At 62.1% G+C, this 20755-nt stretch carries 22 protein-coding genes; 18 read left to right on the top strand and 4 right to left on the bottom strand.

The genetic code is table 11. From position 1 onward, the window contains the following. Nucleotides 1–119 precede the first annotated feature (119 nt). The 5 genes from ACX12L_RS21610 to ACX12L_RS21590 all read left to right on the top strand — a co-directional run bounded on the left by ACX12L_RS21610 (nucleotide 120) and on the right by ACX12L_RS21590 (nucleotide 3732). Nucleotides 120–1523: a DUF3560 domain-containing protein gene (locus tag ACX12L_RS21610; protein WP_231698574.1), complete on the top strand. Its 1404-nt coding sequence runs from the start codon at nucleotides 120–122 to the stop codon at nucleotides 1521–1523. Next, nucleotides 1520–1810 carry a hypothetical protein gene (locus tag ACX12L_RS21605; RefSeq protein ID WP_231698573.1) on the top strand — a complete coding sequence of 97 codons (291 nt, stop codon included), beginning with the start codon at nucleotides 1520–1522 and terminating at the stop codon, nucleotides 1808–1810. The genes ACX12L_RS21610 and ACX12L_RS21605 overlap by 4 nt, the downstream gene beginning before the upstream one ends. Further along, on the top strand, nucleotides 1807–2010 hold the full coding sequence (locus ACX12L_RS21600; protein ID WP_231698572.1) for a hypothetical protein: 204 nt from the start codon (nucleotides 1807–1809) through the stop codon (nucleotides 2008–2010). Before ACX12L_RS21605 ends, ACX12L_RS21600 begins: the two co-directional genes overlap by 4 nt. A 489-nt stretch (nucleotides 2011–2499) precedes the next feature. Further along, a complete protein-coding gene (locus ACX12L_RS21595; RefSeq protein ID WP_231698570.1) occupies nucleotides 2500–3333 on the top strand; it encodes a methyltransferase in 834 nt (277 codons plus the stop codon). A gap of 24 nt (nucleotides 3334–3357) precedes the next feature. Continuing rightward, the gene (locus ACX12L_RS21590) at nucleotides 3358–3732 is read left to right on the top strand and encodes a hypothetical protein (protein WP_231698569.1); all 375 of its coding nucleotides are present in this window, start codon (nucleotides 3358–3360) and stop codon (nucleotides 3730–3732) included. A gap of 125 nt (nucleotides 3733–3857) precedes the next feature. Here ACX12L_RS21590 and ACX12L_RS21585 read toward each other — a convergent pair whose 3' ends face one another. The 3 genes from ACX12L_RS21585 to ACX12L_RS21575 are packed head-to-tail and all read right to left on the bottom strand — an operon-like array spanning nucleotide 3858 to nucleotide 5724. After that, a complete protein-coding gene (locus ACX12L_RS21585; protein ID WP_231698568.1) occupies nucleotides 3858–4370 on the bottom strand; it encodes a hypothetical protein in 513 nt (170 codons plus the stop codon). Continuing rightward, nucleotides 4367–5107 carry a StbB family protein gene (stbB, locus tag ACX12L_RS21580; RefSeq protein ID WP_231698567.1) on the bottom strand — a complete coding sequence of 247 codons (741 nt, stop codon included), beginning with the start codon at nucleotides 5105–5107 and terminating at the stop codon, nucleotides 4367–4369. Before stbB ends, ACX12L_RS21585 begins: the two co-directional genes overlap by 4 nt. Then, complete coding sequence (locus tag ACX12L_RS21575; protein ID WP_231698566.1) at nucleotides 5104–5724, bottom strand: hypothetical protein; 621 nt, start codon at nucleotides 5722–5724, stop codon at nucleotides 5104–5106. The genes stbB and ACX12L_RS21575 overlap by 4 nt, the downstream gene beginning before the upstream one ends. Before the next feature lie 699 nt (nucleotides 5725–6423). Here ACX12L_RS21575 and ACX12L_RS21570 point away from each other — a divergent pair. From ACX12L_RS21570 to ACX12L_RS21550, 5 genes are all read left to right on the top strand, one after another. Continuing rightward, on the top strand, nucleotides 6424–6786 hold the full coding sequence (locus tag ACX12L_RS21570) for a hypothetical protein (RefSeq protein ID WP_231698565.1): 363 nt from the start codon (nucleotides 6424–6426) through the stop codon (nucleotides 6784–6786). Nucleotides 6787–7144: 358 nt separating this feature from the next. Then, on the top strand, nucleotides 7145–8371 hold the full coding sequence (locus ACX12L_RS21565; RefSeq protein WP_268740354.1) for a type IV secretion system DNA-binding domain-containing protein: 1227 nt from the start codon (nucleotides 7145–7147) through the stop codon (nucleotides 8369–8371). Nucleotides 8372–8381: 10 nt separating this feature from the next. After that, nucleotides 8382–11357: a MobF family relaxase gene (gene mobF / locus ACX12L_RS21560; RefSeq protein WP_231698563.1), complete on the top strand. Its 2976-nt coding sequence runs from the start codon at nucleotides 8382–8384 to the stop codon at nucleotides 11355–11357. 43 nt (nucleotides 11358–11400) lie between these two features. Next, nucleotides 11401–11880: a putative pterin-binding protein gene (locus ACX12L_RS21555; protein WP_231698562.1), complete on the top strand. Its 480-nt coding sequence runs from the start codon at nucleotides 11401–11403 to the stop codon at nucleotides 11878–11880. Then, complete coding sequence (locus ACX12L_RS21550) at nucleotides 11877–13649, top strand: hybrid sensor histidine kinase/response regulator (protein ID WP_231698561.1); 1773 nt, start codon at nucleotides 11877–11879, stop codon at nucleotides 13647–13649. The genes ACX12L_RS21555 and ACX12L_RS21550 overlap by 4 nt, the downstream gene beginning before the upstream one ends. On the opposite strand, the gene ACX12L_RS21545 is transcribed toward ACX12L_RS21550, so the two are convergent. Then, complete coding sequence (locus tag ACX12L_RS21545; protein ID WP_263462730.1) at nucleotides 13606–14442, bottom strand: helix-turn-helix domain-containing protein; 837 nt, start codon at nucleotides 14440–14442, stop codon at nucleotides 13606–13608. The genes ACX12L_RS21550 and ACX12L_RS21545 overlap by 44 nt on opposite strands. A gap of 146 nt (nucleotides 14443–14588) precedes the next feature. Here ACX12L_RS21545 and ACX12L_RS21540 point away from each other — a divergent pair, with 146 nt between their 5' ends. The 8 genes from ACX12L_RS21540 to ACX12L_RS21505 all read left to right on the top strand — a co-directional run bounded on the left by ACX12L_RS21540 (nucleotide 14589) and on the right by ACX12L_RS21505 (nucleotide 20749). Then, nucleotides 14589–15257: a lytic transglycosylase domain-containing protein gene (locus ACX12L_RS21540; RefSeq protein WP_231698559.1), complete on the top strand. Its 669-nt coding sequence runs from the start codon at nucleotides 14589–14591 to the stop codon at nucleotides 15255–15257. An 83-nt stretch (nucleotides 15258–15340) separates the two neighbouring features. Further along, on the top strand, nucleotides 15341–15652 hold the full coding sequence (locus ACX12L_RS21535) for a TrbC/VirB2 family protein (protein ID WP_459264421.1): 312 nt from the start codon (nucleotides 15341–15343) through the stop codon (nucleotides 15650–15652). Between the two features lie 3 nt (nucleotides 15653–15655). Further along, nucleotides 15656–16042 (top strand): VirB3 family type IV secretion system protein, encoded by a 387-nt coding sequence (locus ACX12L_RS21530; RefSeq protein ID WP_231698557.1) that lies wholly within the window; start codon nucleotides 15656–15658, stop codon nucleotides 16040–16042. After that, nucleotides 16032–18524, top strand: coding sequence for a VirB4 family type IV secretion system protein (locus ACX12L_RS21525; protein ID WP_263462731.1), 2493 nt, complete (start codon nucleotides 16032–16034; stop codon nucleotides 18522–18524). Before ACX12L_RS21530 ends, ACX12L_RS21525 begins: the two co-directional genes overlap by 11 nt. 60 nt (nucleotides 18525–18584) lie before the next feature. After that, entirely contained in the window at nucleotides 18585–19268 is a 684-nt protein-coding gene (gene virB5, locus ACX12L_RS21520) for a P-type DNA transfer protein VirB5 (RefSeq protein ID WP_459264420.1), read from the top strand. 36 nt (nucleotides 19269–19304) lie between these two features. After that, nucleotides 19305–19598, top strand: a complete 294-nt coding sequence (locus ACX12L_RS21515; RefSeq protein ID WP_059401013.1) for a hypothetical protein — start codon at nucleotides 19305–19307, stop codon at nucleotides 19596–19598. Nucleotides 19599–19610: 12 nt separating this feature from the next. Next, on the top strand, nucleotides 19611–20603 hold the full coding sequence (locus tag ACX12L_RS21510) for a type IV secretion system protein (RefSeq protein ID WP_231698554.1): 993 nt from the start codon (nucleotides 19611–19613) through the stop codon (nucleotides 20601–20603). Continuing rightward, entirely contained in the window at nucleotides 20600–20749 is a 150-nt protein-coding gene (locus tag ACX12L_RS21505; protein WP_231698553.1) for a hypothetical protein, read from the top strand. The genes ACX12L_RS21510 and ACX12L_RS21505 overlap by 4 nt, the downstream gene beginning before the upstream one ends. The last annotated feature ends 6 nt before the right edge of the window (nucleotides 20750–20755 follow it).

Raw genomic sequence — 20755 nt, 5'->3', positions numbered from 1 at the left:
GCCCATACCCAATACCGTTACACACTGGCACATTAAAAGGTGCATTATCAGGTGTATAACAGGTTAAAATACAGGTACGGTGCAGCAATCAAGCGGTGCCGGTCATAAGGAAAATCATCATGGCTTCACCTGAACAATGCGCGATCGATGCACCCGAGACGGACGCCCAGGCGCAGGCGCCGGATTACCTCGGGACGGCCACCTACAGCCCGGAAGACAACAAACTTCGGTTCTACCCGTTCGCGCGACTGTCCAAGGAGGATTATCAGCGCGCCAAGGACGCGGGGTTTTCGTGGGCACCCCGCCAGGAGCTTTTCGTGGCCCCGATGTGGACGCCGGCCCGCGAAAACCTGATGCTGAAATGGTGCGGCGAGGTGGACGACGAAGACCGCACGCTCATGGAGCGCGCCGAGGACCGGGCCGACCGCTTCGACGGCTACAGCGAGCGCCGCAGCCAGGAGGCCGACGCGGTGCGCGCCAAGGTCAAGAGCATTTCGGATGGCATCCCCTTTGGCCAGCCGATCCTCGTCGGGCACCACAGCGAGCGCAGGGCGCGCAAGGATGCGCAGCGCATCGGTGACGGCATCCGAAAGGCGGTGAAGCTGTGGGACACGAGCGAATACTGGGAGCGCCGGGCCGCAGCGGCGAAGCAGCACGCGCAGTACAAGGAGCGCCCGGACGTGCGGCATCGCCGCATCAAGGGCATCGAGGCCGACCTGCGCAAGGCCAGGAAGAACGAGGCCGAGGCGCAGGAACTGGGCCAGCTGTGGGCCGCCGAAGGTCTCGACCTTGAAAGAGCGAAGACGCTGGCCGACCGCGGTTATTTCTCGGTGAAGGAACGCGGGGAGCAATGGGGCACCTCAGCCTATACCCTGTTGACGCGCTCCGAAAACCCGTGGAACGTGGAGGACGTGGCCGCCGCGGCGATCCGGCTCTACGCCCGAGGCCTGGAGCATTCCCGGCGCTGGATCGCCCATTACGAAAACCGCCTCGCCTACGAGCGCGCCATGCTCGCCGAGGATGGCGGCATCGCGGCCGATCAGTTCGACATTCAGCCGGGCGGACAGGTGCAGGTGCGCGGCGAATGGCTGAACGTGGTCCGCGTCAACCGCAAGGAGGGCCGCATCGTCAGCGTGACGACGGATTGCCGCTTTGTCCGAGTGAAGGGCATCGAGGAGGTGCGCGACTACAAGGCGCCGAGCGCGGAGCGGGCCGCCGCCGTGCGGGCCATCACGAAGAAACCGCCATTGGCCAACTACCCGCATCCCGGCGCCGTGGAGATGACCCAGGCCGAATGGAAGCGCACCCATGCCGACTACAAGGGCACGCGCGAGGCCGGCCAGGGCGCGCGGCAGGCCGGATTCTTCAGGCCCGAACTGCAAGACCGGACCGAATCGAAGGAGCATGGACGCCATCGCGTGCGCACGGTGGTGCGCGGCGGCTCCCTGGTGTCCGTATTCCTCACAGATGCCAAGATCGTGCAGCCGCCCCAGGCCGCAGAGACCCAGGAGGCGGCAGGATGAACACGCTTCAGGCCTTGAAGCGCATCCACGCGGGCGAGCAGCAAGGCGAAAGCCTTGTGGATGCGCCCATGCTGGATGCCGCCGCGCAGGTCGCCACCGGTGCCGGCGCCCTGGTCGAACTGATCGACGCGGCAGGGGACGCGCACGCGATCCTGACCAACGTTCTTGCCCACCAGGGCGGGACGATGACGGCAGCAGATCGGCGCAGCCGGGGTGAACTGGCACAGCGGCTGCATTCCATTCTGGACGCCCTGCATGGCGTGCAGGGTTGCGGGGGTGGACGATGAACGGCACGGACCGCCCACGCATGGCGGCGACCTATGCACCCGGCACGGTGCGCGCTCGCCGGTGGCACGGCGAGGGCGATGTGCGCGGCTACCGTCCGCCCCCGGGCTGGTCGGCCTGCGCCGACCTCACCGACATCCACCCCATCACGGGCCGCGCCTTGCCGCGTTCCACGTGGTGGCTCATCGAGACGAAGGAATAGCCGCTACCGGCACCACACCCAGGCCGCCCAGGCCTGGGGAATGCGGCTGGCGTGCCGCGCTGCGCGCCGAGAACCTGGCCAGCGGCGCCACAGGCGCCGGACACCCACAAGACGAGCGCGTTTCTCGATGAGAAACGCGGGCGAATGCTGCGCCCAGGACATGCGCCTGCAGGTGATCCGGCGGGCATCTTGTTCATCAGGGCGCGAGGCAGGTTGTGTGCCAGCCAAGGCCGCGCCACGCGCTCGGGCGGCGGTGGCGTGCGACGGCTTCGGGAGCCCTCAGCGACGACCAACGAGGCCGCGCCCTGGGCCAGCTTGGGGCGCGAATGGGCGCTGCGCCCTGGGCGCTGGGCACGTGCGCGATTGACCGGTGACATGGGCTTCGCCCATACCCAATACCGTTACACACTGGCACATTAAAAGGTGCATTATCAGGTGTATAACAGGTTAAAATACAGGCATGTTAAGACAGCATGCAGAGGCAAGATTATGGCCAAACTGACGAAAGCCCAGCGCAAGGCGCATGCCGAGGCCTGCAAGATTCTGCAGAAGGATGCGCTGTCCATCGACGAGAAAATCTTCGTGCTGGAGAACTGGCACGAAGGCGCGGAGCACATGAACGGCGCGATCGGCGCGCACTTCACGCCGAGCGGACTGGCCCGCGACTTCGCCATCGATGCGGGCGGCGGGCGGCGCGTGATCGATCTGTGCGCGGGCATCGGCGGCCTGGGCTTCTGGCTGGACCTCGATGGCCGTGCGGGGGAGATGGTTTGCGTGGAGGTGAACCCGGCCTATGTCGAAGTCGGACGCAAGATCCTGCCGCAGGCGCAATGGATCTGCGGCGACGTGTTCGCGCTGCCTGATCTTGGATGGTTCGACCTCGCCATATCAAACCCGCCATTCGGGCGCAGTGCCGCGCGCTCGGCCCGGCAGGGCGCGCGCTACACCGGCGCGAGCTTTGAATATCACGTGATGGACATGGCCGCCGACATGGCCGGGCGGGGCGCTTTCATCGTTCCCCAGAGCAGCGCACCCTTTCGCCTCAGCGGCGCGCCGCACTACACCGTCACGCGAAGCGATGCCATCAGCGAGTTGTACGAGCAGACCGGCATTGAAATGGCCGCCGGCTGCGGGGTGGATACCAGTTTCTACCGCAACGACTGGCACGACGTGGCGCCACTGTGTGAAGTGGTGCTGTGCGAGTTTGAAGAAGCCCAGGCCTACCGCGAAGCGCATCCGCCGAAGTCCACGACCGCGCGGGCCGTGCGGAGCCAGCACGCGGCGGCACACGATGACGGGCGACAGGCGGCGCTCTTTGCGTGATCGCCAGGGAACGAGCCGCAAGCCATGAGGTTCCACCGTTTCGAGGCCTACCGGCCCTATGAAGTGACGCCGCGCAAGCTGTCGGCCCTGGCGCGCCGCCAGCGCGCCGAGCGCGAGGCGCTGCCCTTGTTCGCCGAGCAGATCGCGGCCGAACAGCCCAGCGCGGCAGAGGTGATGGCCCAGCGCAGCACGCAATGGACGCGCGCGTTCCGGCGCGACAGGGATCGCGCGGCCGAGCAGTGGCGGAGAGGGCGGCGCGAGCTTCGGGCACTGCCCGAAGCGCAGCGCGCATGGTTCCTGCAGTACTGGCAGCAGGAATGGCGCGGCCCTTTGACCGCGCACTATCTGCTGATGCTGCTGAACATGGCGCGCACCGGGCGGCTGCAGGACGAGCAGTAAGGCAGGCGCGCCCTGGCCGGCGGGCGGCCGGCGCGGTGGCGGCCGCTTGCGCTGGCCGTCACCGCGCGCCGCGTCCTGCGGCCGCGGCGACGAACTGACGGGCGCTTGCGCGGCCCGCCAGTCCGCTACTGCGAGCCAGCCGCCTGGATCGCGCGCTTGGCGCCTGCATCGAGCGCGGGCCACGCTTTCAGCGTGGCAGTGCCGACCTGCACGGCGGTGCGCTGCTGCACCAGGCGCGTAGTGGCGTAGGCTGCCCATCCCGAGACGCAGATCAACACCACGACGAGCAGCACGGCCAGGCCGCCGAAACGCCTGCCCGCCCTGGGCGGCGGGCCGCCCGGGCGCCGGGCGGCGCCGACAGCACCCGCCTCGATGCGGGCGGCGGCATTCTCCAGCCGCTGCGCGGCCGCCACCATGCCGCGGCCGGCTTCGCCGGCCTTGGCCAGGTCGGCGCGCACGCCCTGCACCAGGCCGCCCAGCTGCTCCAGATCCGCATCCAGCTCGGTGTGGCACAGGCGCTGCGTGTCCTGCAACTCGCCGTGTTCCCGCTGCGCCCGCTCCAGCCGCTCCAGCAGGTCGGCGAAGTCGGCCATCAAGACCTTGACGGCCGCGTCGCGGGCGGTGGTCGGCGCGTTCATTTCTTGCCGATGCCGATGATCTTCCAGACTTCGGCCAGATTCTCCTGCGCGGTTTGCGCCAGGTCCTTGTTCATCTGGCCGTCCACCGCCTCTTCCATGCCCGAAAGATCGCCCGCTGCGCGGGCCTCGGTGCGCTTCGCGCGCCAATCGGTCTTGTCCTCGGCCAGTTCGCGGATGGTCTTGCCCGAACCCTTCACGCGGTCGTACAGCTCGTTGCTGACGACCACGGCCTCGGGCTTGTAGGCGGCCCGGTTGCCGGTGGATTCGAGGTAGCCGTAGATCTGGCTGTAGGCGTCGACCAGGGACACGCCATCATTGGCGAACTGGTTGAAGACGACCCGAATGCGCTTGGGGTCAAACCCGCGCTCGGCGAGCCATTCCAGCGTGGAGATCGTGTCGCGCTGCTGCTTTTCCTGGGGCACCACGGGCACGACGATCAAATCGATCTCGTGAACGGCGCTTTTGAATTTCTTCATTTCCGCCATGAACCGGGTGACGTTGGACGCGCCCACATCGAGAATCACGTCGCCTTCGGCCATCATCAGCTCACGGAATATTTCTCGAAAGCTGGAGGCCTCGATTTCCTCGACTTCGATGCCTTGAATCGTATCGGCGTCGGAGGAATTGACCGACTCGACAGAAATGATTTTGGCGCCAGGCCGCATTGCTGCGAAAAGATGAACGGCCAGTGTGCTCTTGCCGACGTTACCGGACAGATTGATGAGTGCAATGTTCATGGTTTGTTCTTGCGTTTGATAAGTTTGCTGAAATCCTGGCGGCTGACAGCGCGTGCGCGGCGTAATTCATCAGACGCCGAGGTGAAACCGGGTTTTGCCGTTGCATCCGATTCGGACATTTTCAATTCGACGGGTCTTTTCTCCAGCTTTCCGAAAATCAGTGGCGACAGGCCCCCAGGCGCTGGTTGCGAAACTGGAGGTCTGGCCGCCAGGCGCGCGTGATGCTTGCGCATCTCGCGCGCGTACAGGTTCTCGTAGTAGGCGGGCGTCAGATCCAGACCACCGGAGGTGATCGCCACGTGGATCTGGGCATGGGAGAACCCATCCTGTCTAGCCGCATTGATCTGGTGCAGCGCCTTGGCCAGGATCGCGGCCTTCTTCTTCAGGCCCAGTTCGACGGCTCCGGCCACAGCTGCGCGGACACGGCCGAGGGCCGAGGTGGATTCGCCTGTATCGATCACTTTTGCTCTGGAAATGCTAAGAAAACGCTCTGATTGTAGTCCATGAGTTAGAGTCCAGTCCTGAAAAGTGCTCTGGAAATGCTCGGAATATGCTCTGGAAGACTGGGCGTGCCCCCCTTCGGGGGTCGTTCCCTTGCAGGTTTCGCTATCGCTCATCGCCTTCGGCGACCGCTGCGCGGCCTTCCAGGCAACTCACGCGGGGGAGGGCGAAGGGGGTGCTCCAAACGACCGGCAGTGAGGTGCTGGAGGCCGCTGCTGGGGCGTTCCAGGGCCACGCCCCAGACCCCTGGCCCACATGAGCGAGATCGACCGGCGCGCCTGAGCCGCCTGTGCACAAGCCAGGGCTCCGCATGGATATATATGCACAAGCCTGCCCAGCGACGCCCTACGGCGTCGCTGGGCCCCGGCTTGCGCACATACCCACGCTGCGCACCTGCCTTGCACACAGGGGGACGCCTACGGCCTGACGCGCTTCGCTTGCCACAGCCCGCACCAATGAAGGTGCGGGCTGGAACAGCCGGTGCCCCTGAACTGGCCTCGGTGCCTGATCTAAGCGTCGCAGAGGAAACCGAGCGCGCCAGACGAGCCTGGCACTCGACCTGGCCCGCACTTTTCGCGCCCTTGCTGCATTCCCCGGCGCTTCGCGCTGCCCTCAGACGCCCGCGACCCGGCGATGCCGGGTCGCAACCCTGGCGCGCCAGGGTTCTACACACCATACGCACCACAGGTGCCAGGTGTAAAGCGTTGTCGTGATTGGATATGTTGGGTATACTGGAGGCGTGGTTAGGTGTACTAACAGCGCATGAGTCTATATTTCATGCGGTTTTCCAGGTATACCGATAAAAAGGAAGGTGCATGTCCCGACTCGTTCAGTTCAAGCTCTCGGCGCAGGATTCAGAGAGGGCGTTCGAGGCCCTGGAGCGTTCCCCGGCGCGGAACCTCAACATGCTGGCCAAGGAGGTCTTCCTGCAGTTCCTGGCCAATCAGGATGGCCAAGCCGGGCACTTGTCTGGCATCGCCCAGCAGCTCGAAGAGATCAGGGCGCAGCAGCAGGAAATCGTCGACATGCAGCGCGCAGCCGATCCCGACACGCAGCTCAGCATGGTGGCCGCGCTCTTCCTTCTGATGTACCGATCGGTCAATGTGAATGCCCGTGCCGAACTGGATGAGATATTCAATTCCGATGCCGTCATCAACTACCTGAAACAGGAAGGTTGATATGGCACGGGCGAATAGAACTCCAGACGACGCCCTGCGAGGATGGCTGGTGGTTACCACCTTGCTTCTGGTTTTGGCAGGGTGGATAGCCGGTTTTCTGCTGTACTACCGGGTTCCCAAGTCCATGATCATCAAGGGCGTCTGGTTTGGAATCCTGGCCACGCCCTCCAATCCGGTTTTATGGGTCGGGCCGTTCATAGGACTAATGCTGGGGGTGGTCTTGTTCATCTACGGGGCCATTCGATGGACGACGAAATTCGGCGGCGCAGAATATATGCGCCATTTGCGCGGTCCGCGCATGGAAAACCAGTACGCGCTGCGCTCAAGGACCAAAAGCGGAAGCGGGCAATTGAGGTTCATGGACACGCCGGTGCCGCGGGACGTGGAGAGCACGCATTTTCTGGCGGGCGGCTCCACCGGAACGGGTAAAAGCCAGTGCATTGCCGAGTACATCGAAAGCGAGCAGGAGCGCGGCGAACGAACCATTTGCATCGACCCGGACGGCGGTTTCATGCGGCACTTCTTCCGGCCCGGCGACGTGATCCTCAACCCCTTCGACGCGCGCGGGCAGGGCTGGTCGGTGTTCAACGAGATCCGCTCATCTTTCGATTGCGAGCAGTACGCCATCAGCATGATCCCGCGCAGCCCATCGACGGAGCAGGAATCATGGAACTCCATGGCCCGGACCATCGTTTCCGAAACGCTGCATGTGCTCATCCGGAACAACGAGCTTTCCACCGACAGGCTGGTGCATTGGCTGACTTCTGCGAGCAACCGCGACCTGCAGACGCTGCTGGCCGGCACGCCGGCGGAGGGCTGCTTCCACGGCGCCGAGGAAACCCTGGCGTCCATCCGCGTGGTGCTGACGCAGTACGTGACACCCCACAAATACCTGGCCTCGGGCAGCTTCTCCTTCCGGGACTTCATCGAGAACAGCGAGGGCAACGTTTGGGTGACCTGGCGGCAGGACCAGCTGCAGGCACTCAAGCCGCTGATTTCCTGCTGGACGGACGTGATCTGCGCGGCCGTGCTGTCCATGAGCGACGACCGTGACCGCGGCCTGCACCTGATCCTGGACGAACTGGACTCGCTGGAGAAGCTGAACTACCTTGTGGACGCGGCCACGAAGGGGCGCAAGAAAGGGCTGCGCATCCTGGCCGGCATCCAGAGCCTGGCGCAGCTGCGGCGAACCTATGGCGACGACGACGCCCTCACGCTGCGCAATTCGCTGCGGTCGGTTGCCCTGTTCGGTGTCGCCGAGATGGACACCTACACGGCGGAGGAATTCAGCCGCGGCCTGGGCGAACAGACGGTGATTCGGCGCAACGACAGCGTTTCGGTCGGCGGCCGAGGCGGCTCGCGCGGCACCACCGGCACCAGGCAAGACACCGAGCGTGTCGTGTCGCCTGCAGAGATCCACCTTCTGCCCAACCTGACCGGCTATCTCAAGTTCGCCGGCAACTACCCCATCGCCCGCGTCAAGCTGCAGTACAAGGCCCGGCCCGACGTGATCGACCCCATGGTGATGGCCGAGCAGTACAGCAAGCCCATCCGCGGTTCCGCCGGCATCTTCGCCGGCGCATGAGGAGCGTCCCATGCTGAGCTTCCAAGCCGTCACTTCCAGCAAGCAGGCTGCGCACTATTTCGAGTCGGCAGACGACTACTACGAAAAAGAGGGCCACCGTGGCGAATGGCTCGGCAAGGGAGCCGAGGAGCTTGGGCTCACGCAGCAGCTGCAGGTGGATCGAGAGAGCTTCAAGGACATTCTGGACGGCAAGCTGCCCAACGGCGTGCGCGTGCGCTTCTCCGACCTGCGCTCGGATGACCGCAAGGGCATGGACTACACGTTTTCCGCGCCCAAGAGCGTCAGCCTACAGGCGCTGATCGCTGGCGATGCCGGCGTCACGGCTGCGCACGATCGGGCCGTCAAGCGCGCCGTGCAGCAACTGGAGAAGCTGGCCCACGCGCGCATCAAGGAGCAGGGGCAGAGCTACCGCGTGCGCACCGGCGTGATCGTCGCGGCTGCGTTCCGGCACGAGTTGTCGCGCGCCCAGGACCCGCAGCTGCACACCCACGTGATCGTCGCCAACCTCACCAAGCGCCCGGACGGCCAATGGCGCGCGATGAGCAACGAGGACATCCAGCACAGCATCAAGGCCCTGGGCGCCTACTACCGCACGGCGCTGGCCGAGGAACTGCGGGCGAGCGGCTATGGGCTGAGGGAGACGCAGAAAGGCTACTGGGAACTGGCCCACATTTCCGACGAGTTGATCCAGCACTACAGCACCCGGGCCCGGCAGATCGAGGAGGCCTTCGAGGCTCGCGGCGTGAACCGCGACACGGCCAACACCGCACTGGCACAGTCCGTGACCTTGATGACGCGCGACAAGAAGTCGGAAGTGGATCGCACCTTGCTGCGCGAGGAGTGGATCGAGAGCGCACGAGCAGCAGGCCTCAGCATGGATGCGCTGCTGGCCGCCAAGGAAAACAGCACGGCGCCGGACGTGGCCCGCCTGCGTGCCGACCCGGCGATGAAGGAGGGGGCGGCCGCGGCCCTGAACTTCGCAGTCGAGCACCTGAGCGAGCGTCAAGGGCTATTCACGCGCAAAGAACTGGTTGAACTGTCCATGTCCAAGGCTGCGACCACATCCACCATCAGCGCCGTCATGGCCGAGGTGGAAGCGGCCGAGAACGACGGCCGCCTGGTGCGCGAGTTGCCGCTGTACCAGACGGCACGCTCGCTCAACCAGGCCAAGAAGAACGAGGACGACAAGCAGGCCTCGCATTTCATGGACGTGCCCGAGACCGCCAAGCTCACGCGCACGACATGGATCGGGGCCACGATGCACGCGCGCGGGCTGAATGAGGAACAGGCCACCATCGAGGTGGACCGTGCCATCCAGAAAGGGGCGCTGGTGCTGGCCGAAGCGCGTTATACGACGCCGCAGGCCCAGGCCATCGAGCGCAGCATCCTTGCCATCGAGCGCGACGGGCGCGGCGCCCTGCAGCCGATCCTGAGCGACGAGGGCCTGGCGGCGCGGCTGGCCGCGAGCGACCTGAACCAGGGCCAGCGCGAGGCGGTGGAAATGATCCTCGGCACCACGAACCGCTTCGTGGCGGTGCAGGGCTATGCCGGCACCGGCAAAAGCCATATGCTGGAGCGCACCATCAACGAAATCACCCAAGACGCGACCCAGCAATCCCTGGCCGCCGGATTCGACGTGGTGGGCCTGGCGCCCTACGGCACCCAGGTGGCGGCCCTGCGCGAACTAGGCGTGGAGTCCAACACGCTGGCCAGCTTCCTGGCCAGCCGGAAGGCGCAGGCGGCCTTGAGCGAGAAATCGGTCGTGCTCTTGGACGAGGCCGGCGTCGTGCCCGCTCATCAGCTGGCCCAGGCGATGCGGATCGTGGAGAAGGCCGGCGCGCGCATGGTCATGCTGGGCGACCGCAAGCAGACGGGCGCGGTGGAGGCCGGCAAGCCCTTTGCGCAGCTGCAGGACGCCGGCATGCTGCAGGCTCAGCTGCGAGAAATCCAGCGGCAGCGCAATCCGGAAATCAAGGCCGCCGTGCTCAATGCCGCGAACGACCAGACCAACAAGGCCGTCACGCGGCTGCTGGGCAGCATCCGCGAGGTGCCGGAAGAGCAGGATCGCTATCAGGCCATTGCCTCCGACTTCACCGCGCTGTCCCCCCAGGAACGCGAGGCGACCCTGATCGTGGCCGGCACCAACGAGGCGCGCCACAGCATCAACGAGATGGTGCGCAAACGCATGCGCCTGGAGGGAGGCCTCAAGTACACCGTGCTGGAGAACGTGGACGCCACGCGCGCCCAACTCAAGCAGCCGGCCACCTACGCCCCGGATCTGGTGGTGAGCTATCACCGCGAGGGGCAGAACATCCAGCGCGGCGTGGACTACGCAGTGGTGGGCGTGGAAGGCGATCAAGTGGTGCTGCGCGGCAGCGACGGCCAGAACGTCACGGTCAAGCCCGCCCAGCACTTCTCGGCCACGCTGCACAAGAAGTACGACATCGAGATCGCGCCCGGCGATCTGCTCAAGATCACCAAGAGCGACAAGCAGCTCGGCCTGCTCAACGGCGACCGGGTGCGGGTGCAGGCTGTGAGCGCCGAGGCCGTTACCGTCAAGACGGAGCGCGGCACCATCGTGGCCATCCCGGCGCAGCGTCCCATGAACCTGCAGCACGGCTACGCCACCACGATCCATTCCTCTCAGGGCCTGACTTCCAACCGCGTGCTGATCGAGGCCAACACACGCTCGCTAACCACCAACCGGGCCGCGTTCTACGTGGCCATCTCGCGGCCACGCTACGAACTGAAGCTCTACACGGACCGGGCCGCCGAGTTGCGCGGCGCCGTGGCGCGGGTGCCGAAGAAGTTCGCGGCGCTGGAGTTGAGAACGGCGCACAGCGAGGCGCATATCGCCGAGCAGAAACATCGCCAGATCTCTATTAGTCGCTTGAGAAACTTGTCGAATGATTTGCAACGGCGTAACCCTAATCCACAGCCGGCGCAAGCAAATCGCAGCGTGGCTTTAGGAAGAACACTAAGATGAGGTAGCGGTGATCCAGCGCGGATTGCCCGATCGGGAGTCTCCAATGACAAGCTCGTGGCGCGAAATGACATTGGCAGCGGCTTTGGCAATAGGTTTCTCAGCGCACGCACACAACTGCGATCCGCTTGTATTTCTGTCTTTGAAGGTCGGCAGTAAAACTATAGCGGTCACAGAAGCGCAACTATCAGCGCTGCCGCAGCGGGTCATCGTTACGTCCACCAATTGGGCAAAAAAGGGCTCCTACAAGGGGCCGTATTTGAACGATGTCGTTGGCTTGGCCGGCAGAGGTAGCGTGCAAAAACTGACTGTATACACCTGGGATCATTTCAAAGTCGATATTCCATTTTCTGATTTAGCAAAGTATGGCGTTATCTTGGCGACAAGCCTTGATGACAAACGGCTGAAACTGGATGATTGGGGGCCAATGTTTGTCATGTACCCCTATGATGATTATAAAGAGTTGAGGAGGCCTGCAGGTCTCAACAAAATGGCTTGGCAGGTGTGTCGGATAGATATTTTATGAGACGTATATGGTTTTGGGTGTTGCGCTTCTCTTTACTCGTGGCATTCCTTCTCTTCTTCTACTACTTTATTACTAGTAAGCCGCCTGAAAAAATTATCGAAGAACCATATTGGTCGGTGAGTCAGTTCGAGACAAGTTTTTGGCGTTTAAAGGCTGACCTTGCGAGGATGGAGGACGGAGATGTCTTTGTTCAGGCGCAGTCAGAAAACAGCTTATCTGTTTTTCTTTCCAAAATACGTTTGCTAACTCGTGAATCACCATCGCGTACTACGCTGATGACAAATCACGATTTTGCCTTGCACTTTCCTGAGTTGAGTGCCTTGGAGCATGATGTTCGTGCTATCCATGACAGCTATGGTAGCGAAATGACTAAGGGCGAAGCGCTCCAATTACTGGAACGTTTGGATCGTATTGGTCACATGGTTTCCGATATATCAGCCAGCGTCTGGCAGATGCAACTAGCAAGTAGCGACGCTTCTTTCGAAGCTGCCGAAGCTCGTAACAAAACAATAAACCAGCTGATTGCAAGCTTGGCAATCATGGGCGGATTAGCAGTAATAATTTATACCTATTACAATTTGGGTTTGTATCGCAAGAACTGCGAACTTGCCCGGAGCCGCGACGAATTGGCCGAACGCAACCTTCAGCTGGCCCACCAGAAGAAGCTGCTCGAAGTCTCAGTGGCCGAGAAGAATGAGTTCATGGGGATGGTGTCGCATGAACTGAAGTCGCCCTTGCAGACCATTTCCTCATCCGCCGAATCTCTGCTCAGTCCGCTTGATCCGCACAGGCGCAACCGTCTACTGGCGCGCATCCAGCGGGCGACTCTGAGCATGAAATTTCAGATCAACGACCTGCTGACTCTGGCACGCTCCGAGGCTGGCGCGCTGGAGTTCCGCCCGGACGTGTTTTGCGTTCAGGACCTGCTAGAGGAAGTGCTGGATCTGGAATCACAAAACGCCTACGAGAAGGGGTTGCGGCTATCTATCCATGCGCCCATAGAACCCATCTTCGCTACAGCCGACAGCGGCCGCCTGACGCAGATCCTGGGCAATCTCACCAGCAACGCCATCAAGTACACCGAGCACGGGGCAGTGGAACTGTCGCTGGCCGATGTCAATGAACATCAGCTGGTGTTCACTGTGCGGGACACCGGACCCGGCATGCCTTCGGGGTTCGCGCCACTGGAGATCCAACCGTTCAAGCGCTATGGCGTCTTGCAGGGCGGCGATGGCGCCGGCATCGGCCTCAAGATCGCCTACTCGCTCGCTGAGTACCTGTCCGGGCAGCTGACCTACGACAGTAGTGAGGAGGGCACTTGCTTCAGGCTGACCATTCCGGCACTGCTGCAGACGGACGACCCGCGGCCTTCACCAGCCGAATCGAAGCAGCGCTGGCTCTTGGTGGATGACAACCTCGAACTGCTGGCTTCGCTGCACAGTGAATGCCAAGTGCTAGGCATCGAGGCCGACATCGCACCGTCGCCGGCGATCGCCGCGAACATGATGGCCGTCAATTACTACGATCTGGCCCTTATCGATGTGAACATGCCGGGCCGGCGCGGCGACGAACTCGCGCGTGACTTCAGGCGCGGCAGTTCCATGGCAAATCCCCGGTGCCTGCTGTACGGCATGAGCGCCCTGCATCATGGACCCTCGCCGATTCGCTCGCCCTTTGACAAGCTGCTCGACAAGCCCATCCGCATCAAGTCGCTGCTTGCCGGCCTCACACGCCCAGCGTCAGGTTCGCCATCAGAACGCCGGCTGTGATCGGTTTCTGGCAGACGAAGAAGTGGTAGCGCTTCTGCGCCTGCTCGACGGCGCTGCTGTCGGCCTTTCCCCCGGCGCCCATTTCCCCAGTCAGCAGCACGATGCGCGCTTGCCTGGAGATGCGGCGCAGTTCAGCAAGGACGGTTTCCGCCGTGTCCTTGCCAAGCCACCAGTCCAGAACAAAGGCGTCGTACTCGTGGCCAGACTCTAGGTCGGCCAGCAGCGCGCGCGGTGACGTATAGGCCTTGCTGGTGCATCCCTCGTCGGCCAGCATGTCGGCAAGGCTAGCGGCCGTGTCGGCAACGTCGTCCAACACGGCCACGCGAAGCGGTGTCTGCCCGTCCTGGCCGTGAACCAGTTCGATGACCTTGATCGCTTCGAAGGAGAAAGGCACCTTATCGACCGTCATCACGAGCAGGCCGCCATCGGTGTTGAACGCCGCCCACATATCGCCGCGATCGGGCGGGCCGTCACCCAGGCGAACCATCACAGGCGCCTTGTGCTTGTCGTTTACCAATTGCGCAGCGAAGGTCTTGCCCATCACGCCGCGGATCATGCTCAACATGGACTCGCCGTAGTGCTCGCCCATGCGAGCCAAGTCATCCCAGGTCCATGCTGACGTTCCGGTGACCCGGTGGTGGGCGGCTGCGCGCGATAAGCCCAGAACCTCGATTACCGCCGTCACGTAGTGGCGGCGGTCCACCTTGTGGCGCGCCAGAAGCGCGCGAACGATCTCGGCAGCCGATGGCGCCGATCCGGTCCCTTGTGTCTGGCTGTCCTCTTGAGCAGGCATGCGCTGTCCCTGTGTTGTGTCAAACAAAATTTATGATAAGCTTATGTATCGTTGAACAATACAATTAGTGCGATTTGTATTGTATTTCGTTACACGGTGCGCCCAATCTGTCGGATTGTGCATTCCTTCCATGACCGGAGATGTAAGTGATTGACTTGCCGCCTGATCTCGCGCAGTGCGCTCCCCAAGTATCCCCGGTGTTGATGCAGGCCCTGGTCCGCACCGAATCGGCGTGGAACCCGTATGCCATTGGGCCTGATGCCGGCCAGCGCGCAATTGCCCAGCCGCAAACACTGGATGAAGCGGTCAAGACTGTAAAGCAACTTCAGGCGGCGGGAGCCAAATTCAGCGTGGGTTTGGCGCAGATTCATATCAGCAATGTCACCGGCCGGGGAATGACCTGGGAACAGGCATTCGACCCCTGCAGCAATTTAAGGATGGGACAGACCATCCTTTTTGAATATTACGGCAAGGCAATTAAAGAGGGTTACAGCGGGGTCGATGCGGTTTGGGCCGCGCTTCGCGGCTACAACTCGGGCGGCGTGCATAGAAAGGTCAGCGATAAATACGCTGAAAAGATATTCACGTATATGCAGGCCCAGCAGGCGTGGGTACGGACTTCCAAAGCCGCCAGAAGCACGCCGGCAAGCACCGATCCGCGATTTAACCAACTTGCCCGGTCCGTTCAGATCGACATTTCTGGCGCAAACGCGCCGCCGGCGCTGCCCGCCGCCATTGCGTCCAATCCCAATTCGCTGCGCGATGGTGAATCCCCTGACATTTTCCAGGCGCAGGAGGTTACCCAGGGATTTTGATGCTTTGCCTTTTCATTGACTCAACAGGAACCAACATGAATTCCCATATCTTGCAAACGAGTGAAAACACGCTGACGAAAATTATGCTGCTCAAGGGCATTCTTCTGATCGGAATCCTGGCTGCCTTGCTGTTCCATCCGGCCGAGGCCCAAACGCTCAAGCAGACGGGCGTTTCCATCTTCAATGCCCTGTACGCCGTCATCGGCGTAGTCGGAGCCATCTGCGTGCTGGTCACAGGCATCAACTGGGCGGCGGGCAACTTCCTCGGCGCCCACGATCCCAAGCGGCTCTTCTTCCAAGTGCTCGCGGGCACGGCCATCGCCTTCGCCTCGGTGGCCATCGTGCAGTTCATCAAGGAAGCCGTGGGCGGCAACGGCAGCATCGGGAACCTGTGAACCATGGCCGGGGGAAGCAACAAGCACGTCGATGAACCCTTGGAAAGGGTCCTCGTGTACCAGGGGCCGCAAACCAAGGCGATGCAGTTCTATGTGCCCTTGACGGTGTTTGCCGTGGAGTGCGTCGCCCTGCTGGTCTTCTTCCGATTCTTTCAGTTTTGGGCGCTCTTGTTCGTGCTCCCCATTCACTTGCTGCTGATGCTGAAAACGGCCAGCGATCAATGGTGGGTGGAGAACCTTGTCTGCAATATCAAGTACAGGTATTTCGCCAGGAACAAGGGCTTGCGGGGAAAGAACGTGGTGACATTCACCCCGCATGCCACGCGACGGGAATTGAGGGCGGAGCTTGGCCCCCAGCTGAAAACCAAGAGGCGCAAGCATGCTCAATGACCGAGTGGATGCCAAGGAAGTCAGCGACGCTTCCCAGCTGCCCTACAGCCAGCAGATCAGCCAGACCATTGTCGTGACCGAAGCTGGCGATTACACGGCGACGCTGCAGGTGCATGGAATCTCGTTCGACACCATGACCAATGCGGAGATCGACGGGCTGAACCGCACCTGGCTCTCCGCCATCCATACCGCGCTGGCCAGCCCGAACCATGCCCTGTGGACGCATATCGTCCGCACGCGGCAAAAGGACGTACTCACCCACAACGAGTACGACAACGAATTCAGCGCAGATTTCGTCAAGGCGTACAACCAGTCCCTCGAAGGCAAGGACTTCTTCACCAACCGCCTCTACCTGTCTCCGGTGTACCGCCTGGCCGGCACCCAGGCCGACCGTTTCGGCCTGCGCTTCGCGTCCAAGAAAAGCGAGGACTACAGGGAACTGCACGAGCAGGCCAAGGAGGCGGCGCAGCGCAGTGTCGCCGTGCTGCAGGCCGCGCTCAAGCGCTACCACACGCGGCAGCTGCAGTCCTACTCCAGGGACGGCGGCCTGCATACCGAGATTGGCGAGTTCTATGCCTGGCTGCTGAACCACCGGCACAGCCAGGTGCAGCTGCGGCCCGCCAATCTATCGCGCAGCCTGCCGCTCGCCACGCTGGACTTCGGAGAGGAGACGGTCAGGATCGTCAACGGCGCCTCGACCACCTATGCGGCCGTGATGGCCATGACTGCGCCGTACACCTGCGAGTCCATCGACGCAAAGGTCCACGAGAAGCTGCTGACGGCCGATTTCGAGTTCGTGCTGAGCCAGTCCTTCACCGCCATTCCGCGAGACGCCGCGGAACGGATGCTCAAGGCGCAGCAGAACCGGATCGAGAGCACGGCCAGCAACGAGATCCAGATCGCCGACATCAAAGCGGCGCTGACGAATCTGCAGGCCAACAAGTTCAAGATGATGGAGCACGAATGGATTCTGGTGATCTACGGCTCCAGCCTGAAGGAGTTGAACCACCACGTCAACGACGCCATCACGTTGATGAACGAGAAAAGCATTCAGATCTCACGCCAGAACGGCGGGGCGCTGATTGCCACCTTCTGGTCGATTTTCCCGGGTGCATTCAAGCACGGCCGGGTGCGCGCCATGCCGATCAGTTCGCTGAACATGGCGAAGTTCTTCCCGCTGCACAACTATCCCACCGGAAACAGAAAAGGAAGCCAGTGGGGCAAGCCCATACTCGTTCTCTCGACCGAATCGCGCAACCCCTATTTCCTCAACCTGCACGTCAGCCGCGACCGGATGGCCGAGCAGGGCATCCAACTCAACATGGACGACGAGGACGATCCTGCCGTGCCCGCGCAGAAGCGGCAGAGAAAAGAGGTGGGCAACTACTACATCATCGGCGGCACGGGCGCGGGCAAGACAACCCTGAAGGTGGCAATGCGCGCGGCCTTGAAGCGGCGCGAGAGCCGGGACAACCGGCCGGTCAAGATTTTCACCCTGGACAAGGACTATGGGGAGGAAATCGTGATGCGGGCCATGGGCGCGCAGTACTTCATTCTGGAGCCGGGCGTTCCATCGGGCATCAACTTTTTCCAGTGGGACGACACCGAGGAAACCCGGGAAATGATCTACGACGTTGCCAAGTGGGCGGCGCAATACGACACGCGCTATGAACTGAAGCCCAGCGAGGCCATTGACCTCAAGAAGGCCATTTCATCGGTCTTCGACCTGCCGAAGGCGGATCGCCGGTTTGGCAGCATCATCCATTACCTGCCCTCGCACGAGACGGAATACAGCCTGCACCAGTTGCTCACGCGCTGGTGCCACAACGAGGACGATCCGCGTGCCAGTCCCTACGGCTGGGTGCTCGACAGCCCGGTGGATCGCCTCAACCTGAACGACAGCAGCGCCTACGGCTTCGATACGACGGCGGTGCTCAAGCTCGGGTACGCCAAGACCCCGCTGATGCGCCTGATCACCGAGAAGATTCTGCGCAGCGCGGCCGGCACGCCGCACGTGATCGACATGGCCGAGGCCTGGGCGCTGCTGGCCGATCCGCTGATGGGCCAGTTCATCGATGACAAATCCAGAACCATCCGCAAGCAGGATGGGATTCTCGGGCTGGATGCGCAAAACGCTGAGGACGTGGCCGAGAGCCACTTGGGCCAGGAGTTCCTGAATCAGTTTCCGACCTCGTTCATTCTGCCCAACAGCAAGGCCAGGGCGGAGGTCTATATCGACAAGCTCGGGTTGACGCCGCGCGAATTCGAACTGGTGCGCACCAGCAGCGCAAGCGACGGATCGGTGCTGGTGAAAAAAGGCAACGAATCCATCATGGCAAAGATGAACCTGACCGGGATGGACAACATGCTGTCGGTGCTTTCGGCCAGCACCGACAACGTGATGATCTGCCGCGAATGCATCCGGGAATTCGGACCCAATCCCCGCGATTGGTTGCCGCGCTTCTATGAAAGAAGGATCTAGATTTTTCAAAGGAGAAACAGCATGGTCAGGCTCAAGAAAATCAATTTGAGGATGTTCGGCATGGCCGCTGCGCTGGCTGTGTCCTCTTCCGTTTATGCCGGCGGTATTCCGGTGATCGACGGAGCGCATATCGCCACCGCCAAGATGAACAACATGGAGCAGATTGCGAAGTGGGTGGTTCAGCTGGAGCGGATGAAAACCGAGCTCGAACAGACCAAGGGGATTTGGGACTCCCTCAAGGACGGGCGCGGCATGGGCAACATCCTGCGCGATGACCTCATCCGCCAGTTCCTGCCCCAGGACTACTGGGCAGTCGCCGAGTCGATCCGCAGAGGAAACGGCAACTGGAACGGCATCAGCGGCCGGGTGGCCGACATCGTGAAGGCCTACCAGTACAAATCCTGCGCCGAACTCAACAAGGACCCAGTGTTGCGCCAGGAATGCGAGCGGCAGTGGCGCAATGCCGCCATGAACAAGGACTTCGGCGACCTGGCCTACAAAAAGGCGGCGGAGAACATCACCAATCTGCAGGAGTTCGTCCGCACCATCAACAGCTCGTCGGATCAGAAGGTCATCGCCGAGATCCAGGCACGCATCAACGTGGAGAACGCGCGGCTGCAGAACGAGCAGATCAAGCTCTCAACCATCGCCAAGATGGAGGAGTCCGAGCGGCAGCTGAAAACCGAGCGCGTCTACAACGGTTTCTCCGCGGGCATGGCGAACTTCAGCCGGCCCAATTTCTGAGGGAATGTGATGCGTCGCTTCCCTCGAATCGCCTGGATGCTGCTAGTGCTCGCGCTGTGCGGCTGCGAGTCCGCAGACGAGAAGGCCGAAAGACTTCGGCTTGAAAACCTCTACGCCCTGGACGACCTCAAGGTGGCCCAGGCCTACAAGAAGGCCGATTTCGCCGGCGCGGCCTATGCCAAGGAATATCTGGAAATCAAACGCGAGTGCGCCAAGGAGGAAATGAAGACGAAGGGCAAATGGTGCGAGAAATATTCGAAGATCGAGAAGCTGTACAACCAGCTTCAATCCGAATCGCTTCGCAGCATGCCACAGGCGCCAAAATTCTAAGGGGCCTGGACCATGGCAACTGGAGTTCTTGACAACGTCTACCTGAAGTTCGATGGCGCCATCACCGGGCTGTATGCCAGCGCTTCGTCGGGTATTTCGAGCTATGTGATTCCGATTGCCTGGATCGTGCTGGCCGTTCTGCTGCTGGTGTGGTGCTATCTCACCATGACGGGCAAAACGTCCATGCCGGTGCTGGACCTCTTTGTCCCGTTCATCGCCTTCATGCTGGTGCTGTACGCGATGGGCAGCGGCTACACGGCGTGGATCGCCGATCCTCTCTACAAGCTGCCCGAGGAACTGGTTTCCGCCGTGGGCCGGGGCAGCGCGACCACGCCGATTCAGGCGCTGGCGCTGTTCGAGGAGAAGTTCATCGGCCTGGCCACCGGCGGCTTCAACCTGCTGGTCGATTACGTCAAGTCCCTGGCCTGGGGCGCGGCCATCCTGCTGGCCATCGTGCTGCTGATCATGATCATCGCCGCCGTCATCATGATGGTGGTCATTTTCTGCGGCCTGGTCTACGCCAAGCTGGGCCTGACCCTGGTTCTGGCGGTCGGGCCGTTCTTCGTCTTCCTGCTCGTTCTCCAGCACACCCGCGACAAGTTTTTCTCGTGGCTGAACACGGCGCTCTTCTTCGTTTTCTATTACGTGCTGTGCTTCCTGTTCATGAATCTCTTCTTCAATTTTCTGGACGCCTACATCAATGCGCTGGCCGGCGTGGCGGCCAACAGCGGAGCGGGCGTCGCCGGAACCATCGCGGACGCCATCCGCAATCAGTTCATGGGCGGCGACATGGCCAAGGCCGGCAATGTGATCGTTCTTTTCATGCCCGTCGTTTTGCTCACGCTGATCATGGCCTTCATGTTCCTGCAGCTCAGCACGATCGCCTCGTCCATGACTTCCGGCGCCGGCGGTGCGGTCGGGCAGGGCGCATCCAGCCTGATCTATTACATGCGCGGTGCATTGCGCTCCAGGGGCGGGGCCAAGAGCGCGCCGGCCAAACCATGAAGGTGGATCTGATGCGTAGATGTTTGGTTCTGACACTGCTGGCCGCGCTTTCGGCCTGCAGCACCTACAAGCCGCCGCCTGGCTGGCCCGATGGACCGGAGCGGCCCATCAACGCGCAGCCGATTCAAAAGCCCGCGGTCGATTGAATGAGG

The organism is Alicycliphilus sp. T452 (genome assembly GCF_054512775.1).
This window is presented reverse-complemented; position numbering and strand designations above follow the sequence as displayed.

Excerpts from the sequence above, each read along its gene's own strand:
- ACX12L_RS21525 (WP_263462731.1), top strand. The coding sequence starts at position 16,032 with ATGCTCAATGACCGAGTGGATGCCAAGGAAGTCAGCGACGCTTCCCAG.
- ACX12L_RS21570 (WP_231698565.1), top strand. The coding sequence starts at position 6,424 with ATGTCCCGACTCGTTCAGTTCAAGCTCTCGGCGCAGGATTCAGAGAGG.
- ACX12L_RS21510 (WP_231698554.1), top strand. The coding sequence starts at position 19,611 with ATGGCAACTGGAGTTCTTGACAACGTCTACCTGAAGTTCGATGGCGCC.
- ACX12L_RS21575 (WP_231698566.1), bottom strand. The coding sequence starts at position 5,724 with ATGAGCGATAGCGAAACCTGCAAGGGAACGACCCCCGAAGGGGGGCAC.
- ACX12L_RS21505 (WP_231698553.1), top strand. The coding sequence starts at position 20,600 with ATGAAGGTGGATCTGATGCGTAGATGTTTGGTTCTGACACTGCTGGCC.
- virB5 (WP_459264420.1), top strand. The coding sequence starts at position 18,585 with ATGGCCGCTGCGCTGGCTGTGTCCTCTTCCGTTTATGCCGGCGGTATT.
- ACX12L_RS21605 (WP_231698573.1), top strand. The coding sequence starts at position 1,520 with ATGAACACGCTTCAGGCCTTGAAGCGCATCCACGCGGGCGAGCAGCAA.
- ACX12L_RS21550 (WP_231698561.1), top strand. The coding sequence starts at position 11,877 with ATGAGACGTATATGGTTTTGGGTGTTGCGCTTCTCTTTACTCGTGGCA.
- stbB (WP_231698567.1), bottom strand. The coding sequence starts at position 5,107 with ATGAACATTGCACTCATCAATCTGTCCGGTAACGTCGGCAAGAGCACA.
- ACX12L_RS21565 (WP_268740354.1), top strand. The coding sequence starts at position 7,145 with ATGGACACGCCGGTGCCGCGGGACGTGGAGAGCACGCATTTTCTGGCG.
- ACX12L_RS21535 (WP_459264421.1), top strand. The coding sequence starts at position 15,341 with ATGCTGCTCAAGGGCATTCTTCTGATCGGAATCCTGGCTGCCTTGCTG.
- ACX12L_RS21530 (WP_231698557.1), top strand. The coding sequence starts at position 15,656 with ATGGCCGGGGGAAGCAACAAGCACGTCGATGAACCCTTGGAAAGGGTC.
- mobF (WP_231698563.1), top strand. The coding sequence starts at position 8,382 with ATGCTGAGCTTCCAAGCCGTCACTTCCAGCAAGCAGGCTGCGCACTAT.
- ACX12L_RS21545 (WP_263462730.1), bottom strand. The coding sequence starts at position 14,442 with ATGCCTGCTCAAGAGGACAGCCAGACACAAGGGACCGGATCGGCGCCA.
- ACX12L_RS21555 (WP_231698562.1), top strand. The coding sequence starts at position 11,401 with ATGACAAGCTCGTGGCGCGAAATGACATTGGCAGCGGCTTTGGCAATA.
- ACX12L_RS21600 (WP_231698572.1), top strand. The coding sequence starts at position 1,807 with ATGAACGGCACGGACCGCCCACGCATGGCGGCGACCTATGCACCCGGC.
- ACX12L_RS21590 (WP_231698569.1), top strand. The coding sequence starts at position 3,358 with ATGAGGTTCCACCGTTTCGAGGCCTACCGGCCCTATGAAGTGACGCCG.
- ACX12L_RS21610 (WP_231698574.1), top strand. The coding sequence starts at position 120 with ATGGCTTCACCTGAACAATGCGCGATCGATGCACCCGAGACGGACGCC.
- ACX12L_RS21515 (WP_059401013.1), top strand. The coding sequence starts at position 19,305 with ATGCTGCTAGTGCTCGCGCTGTGCGGCTGCGAGTCCGCAGACGAGAAG.
- ACX12L_RS21585 (WP_231698568.1), bottom strand. The coding sequence starts at position 4,370 with ATGAACGCGCCGACCACCGCCCGCGACGCGGCCGTCAAGGTCTTGATG.
- ACX12L_RS21595 (WP_231698570.1), top strand. The coding sequence starts at position 2,500 with ATGGCCAAACTGACGAAAGCCCAGCGCAAGGCGCATGCCGAGGCCTGC.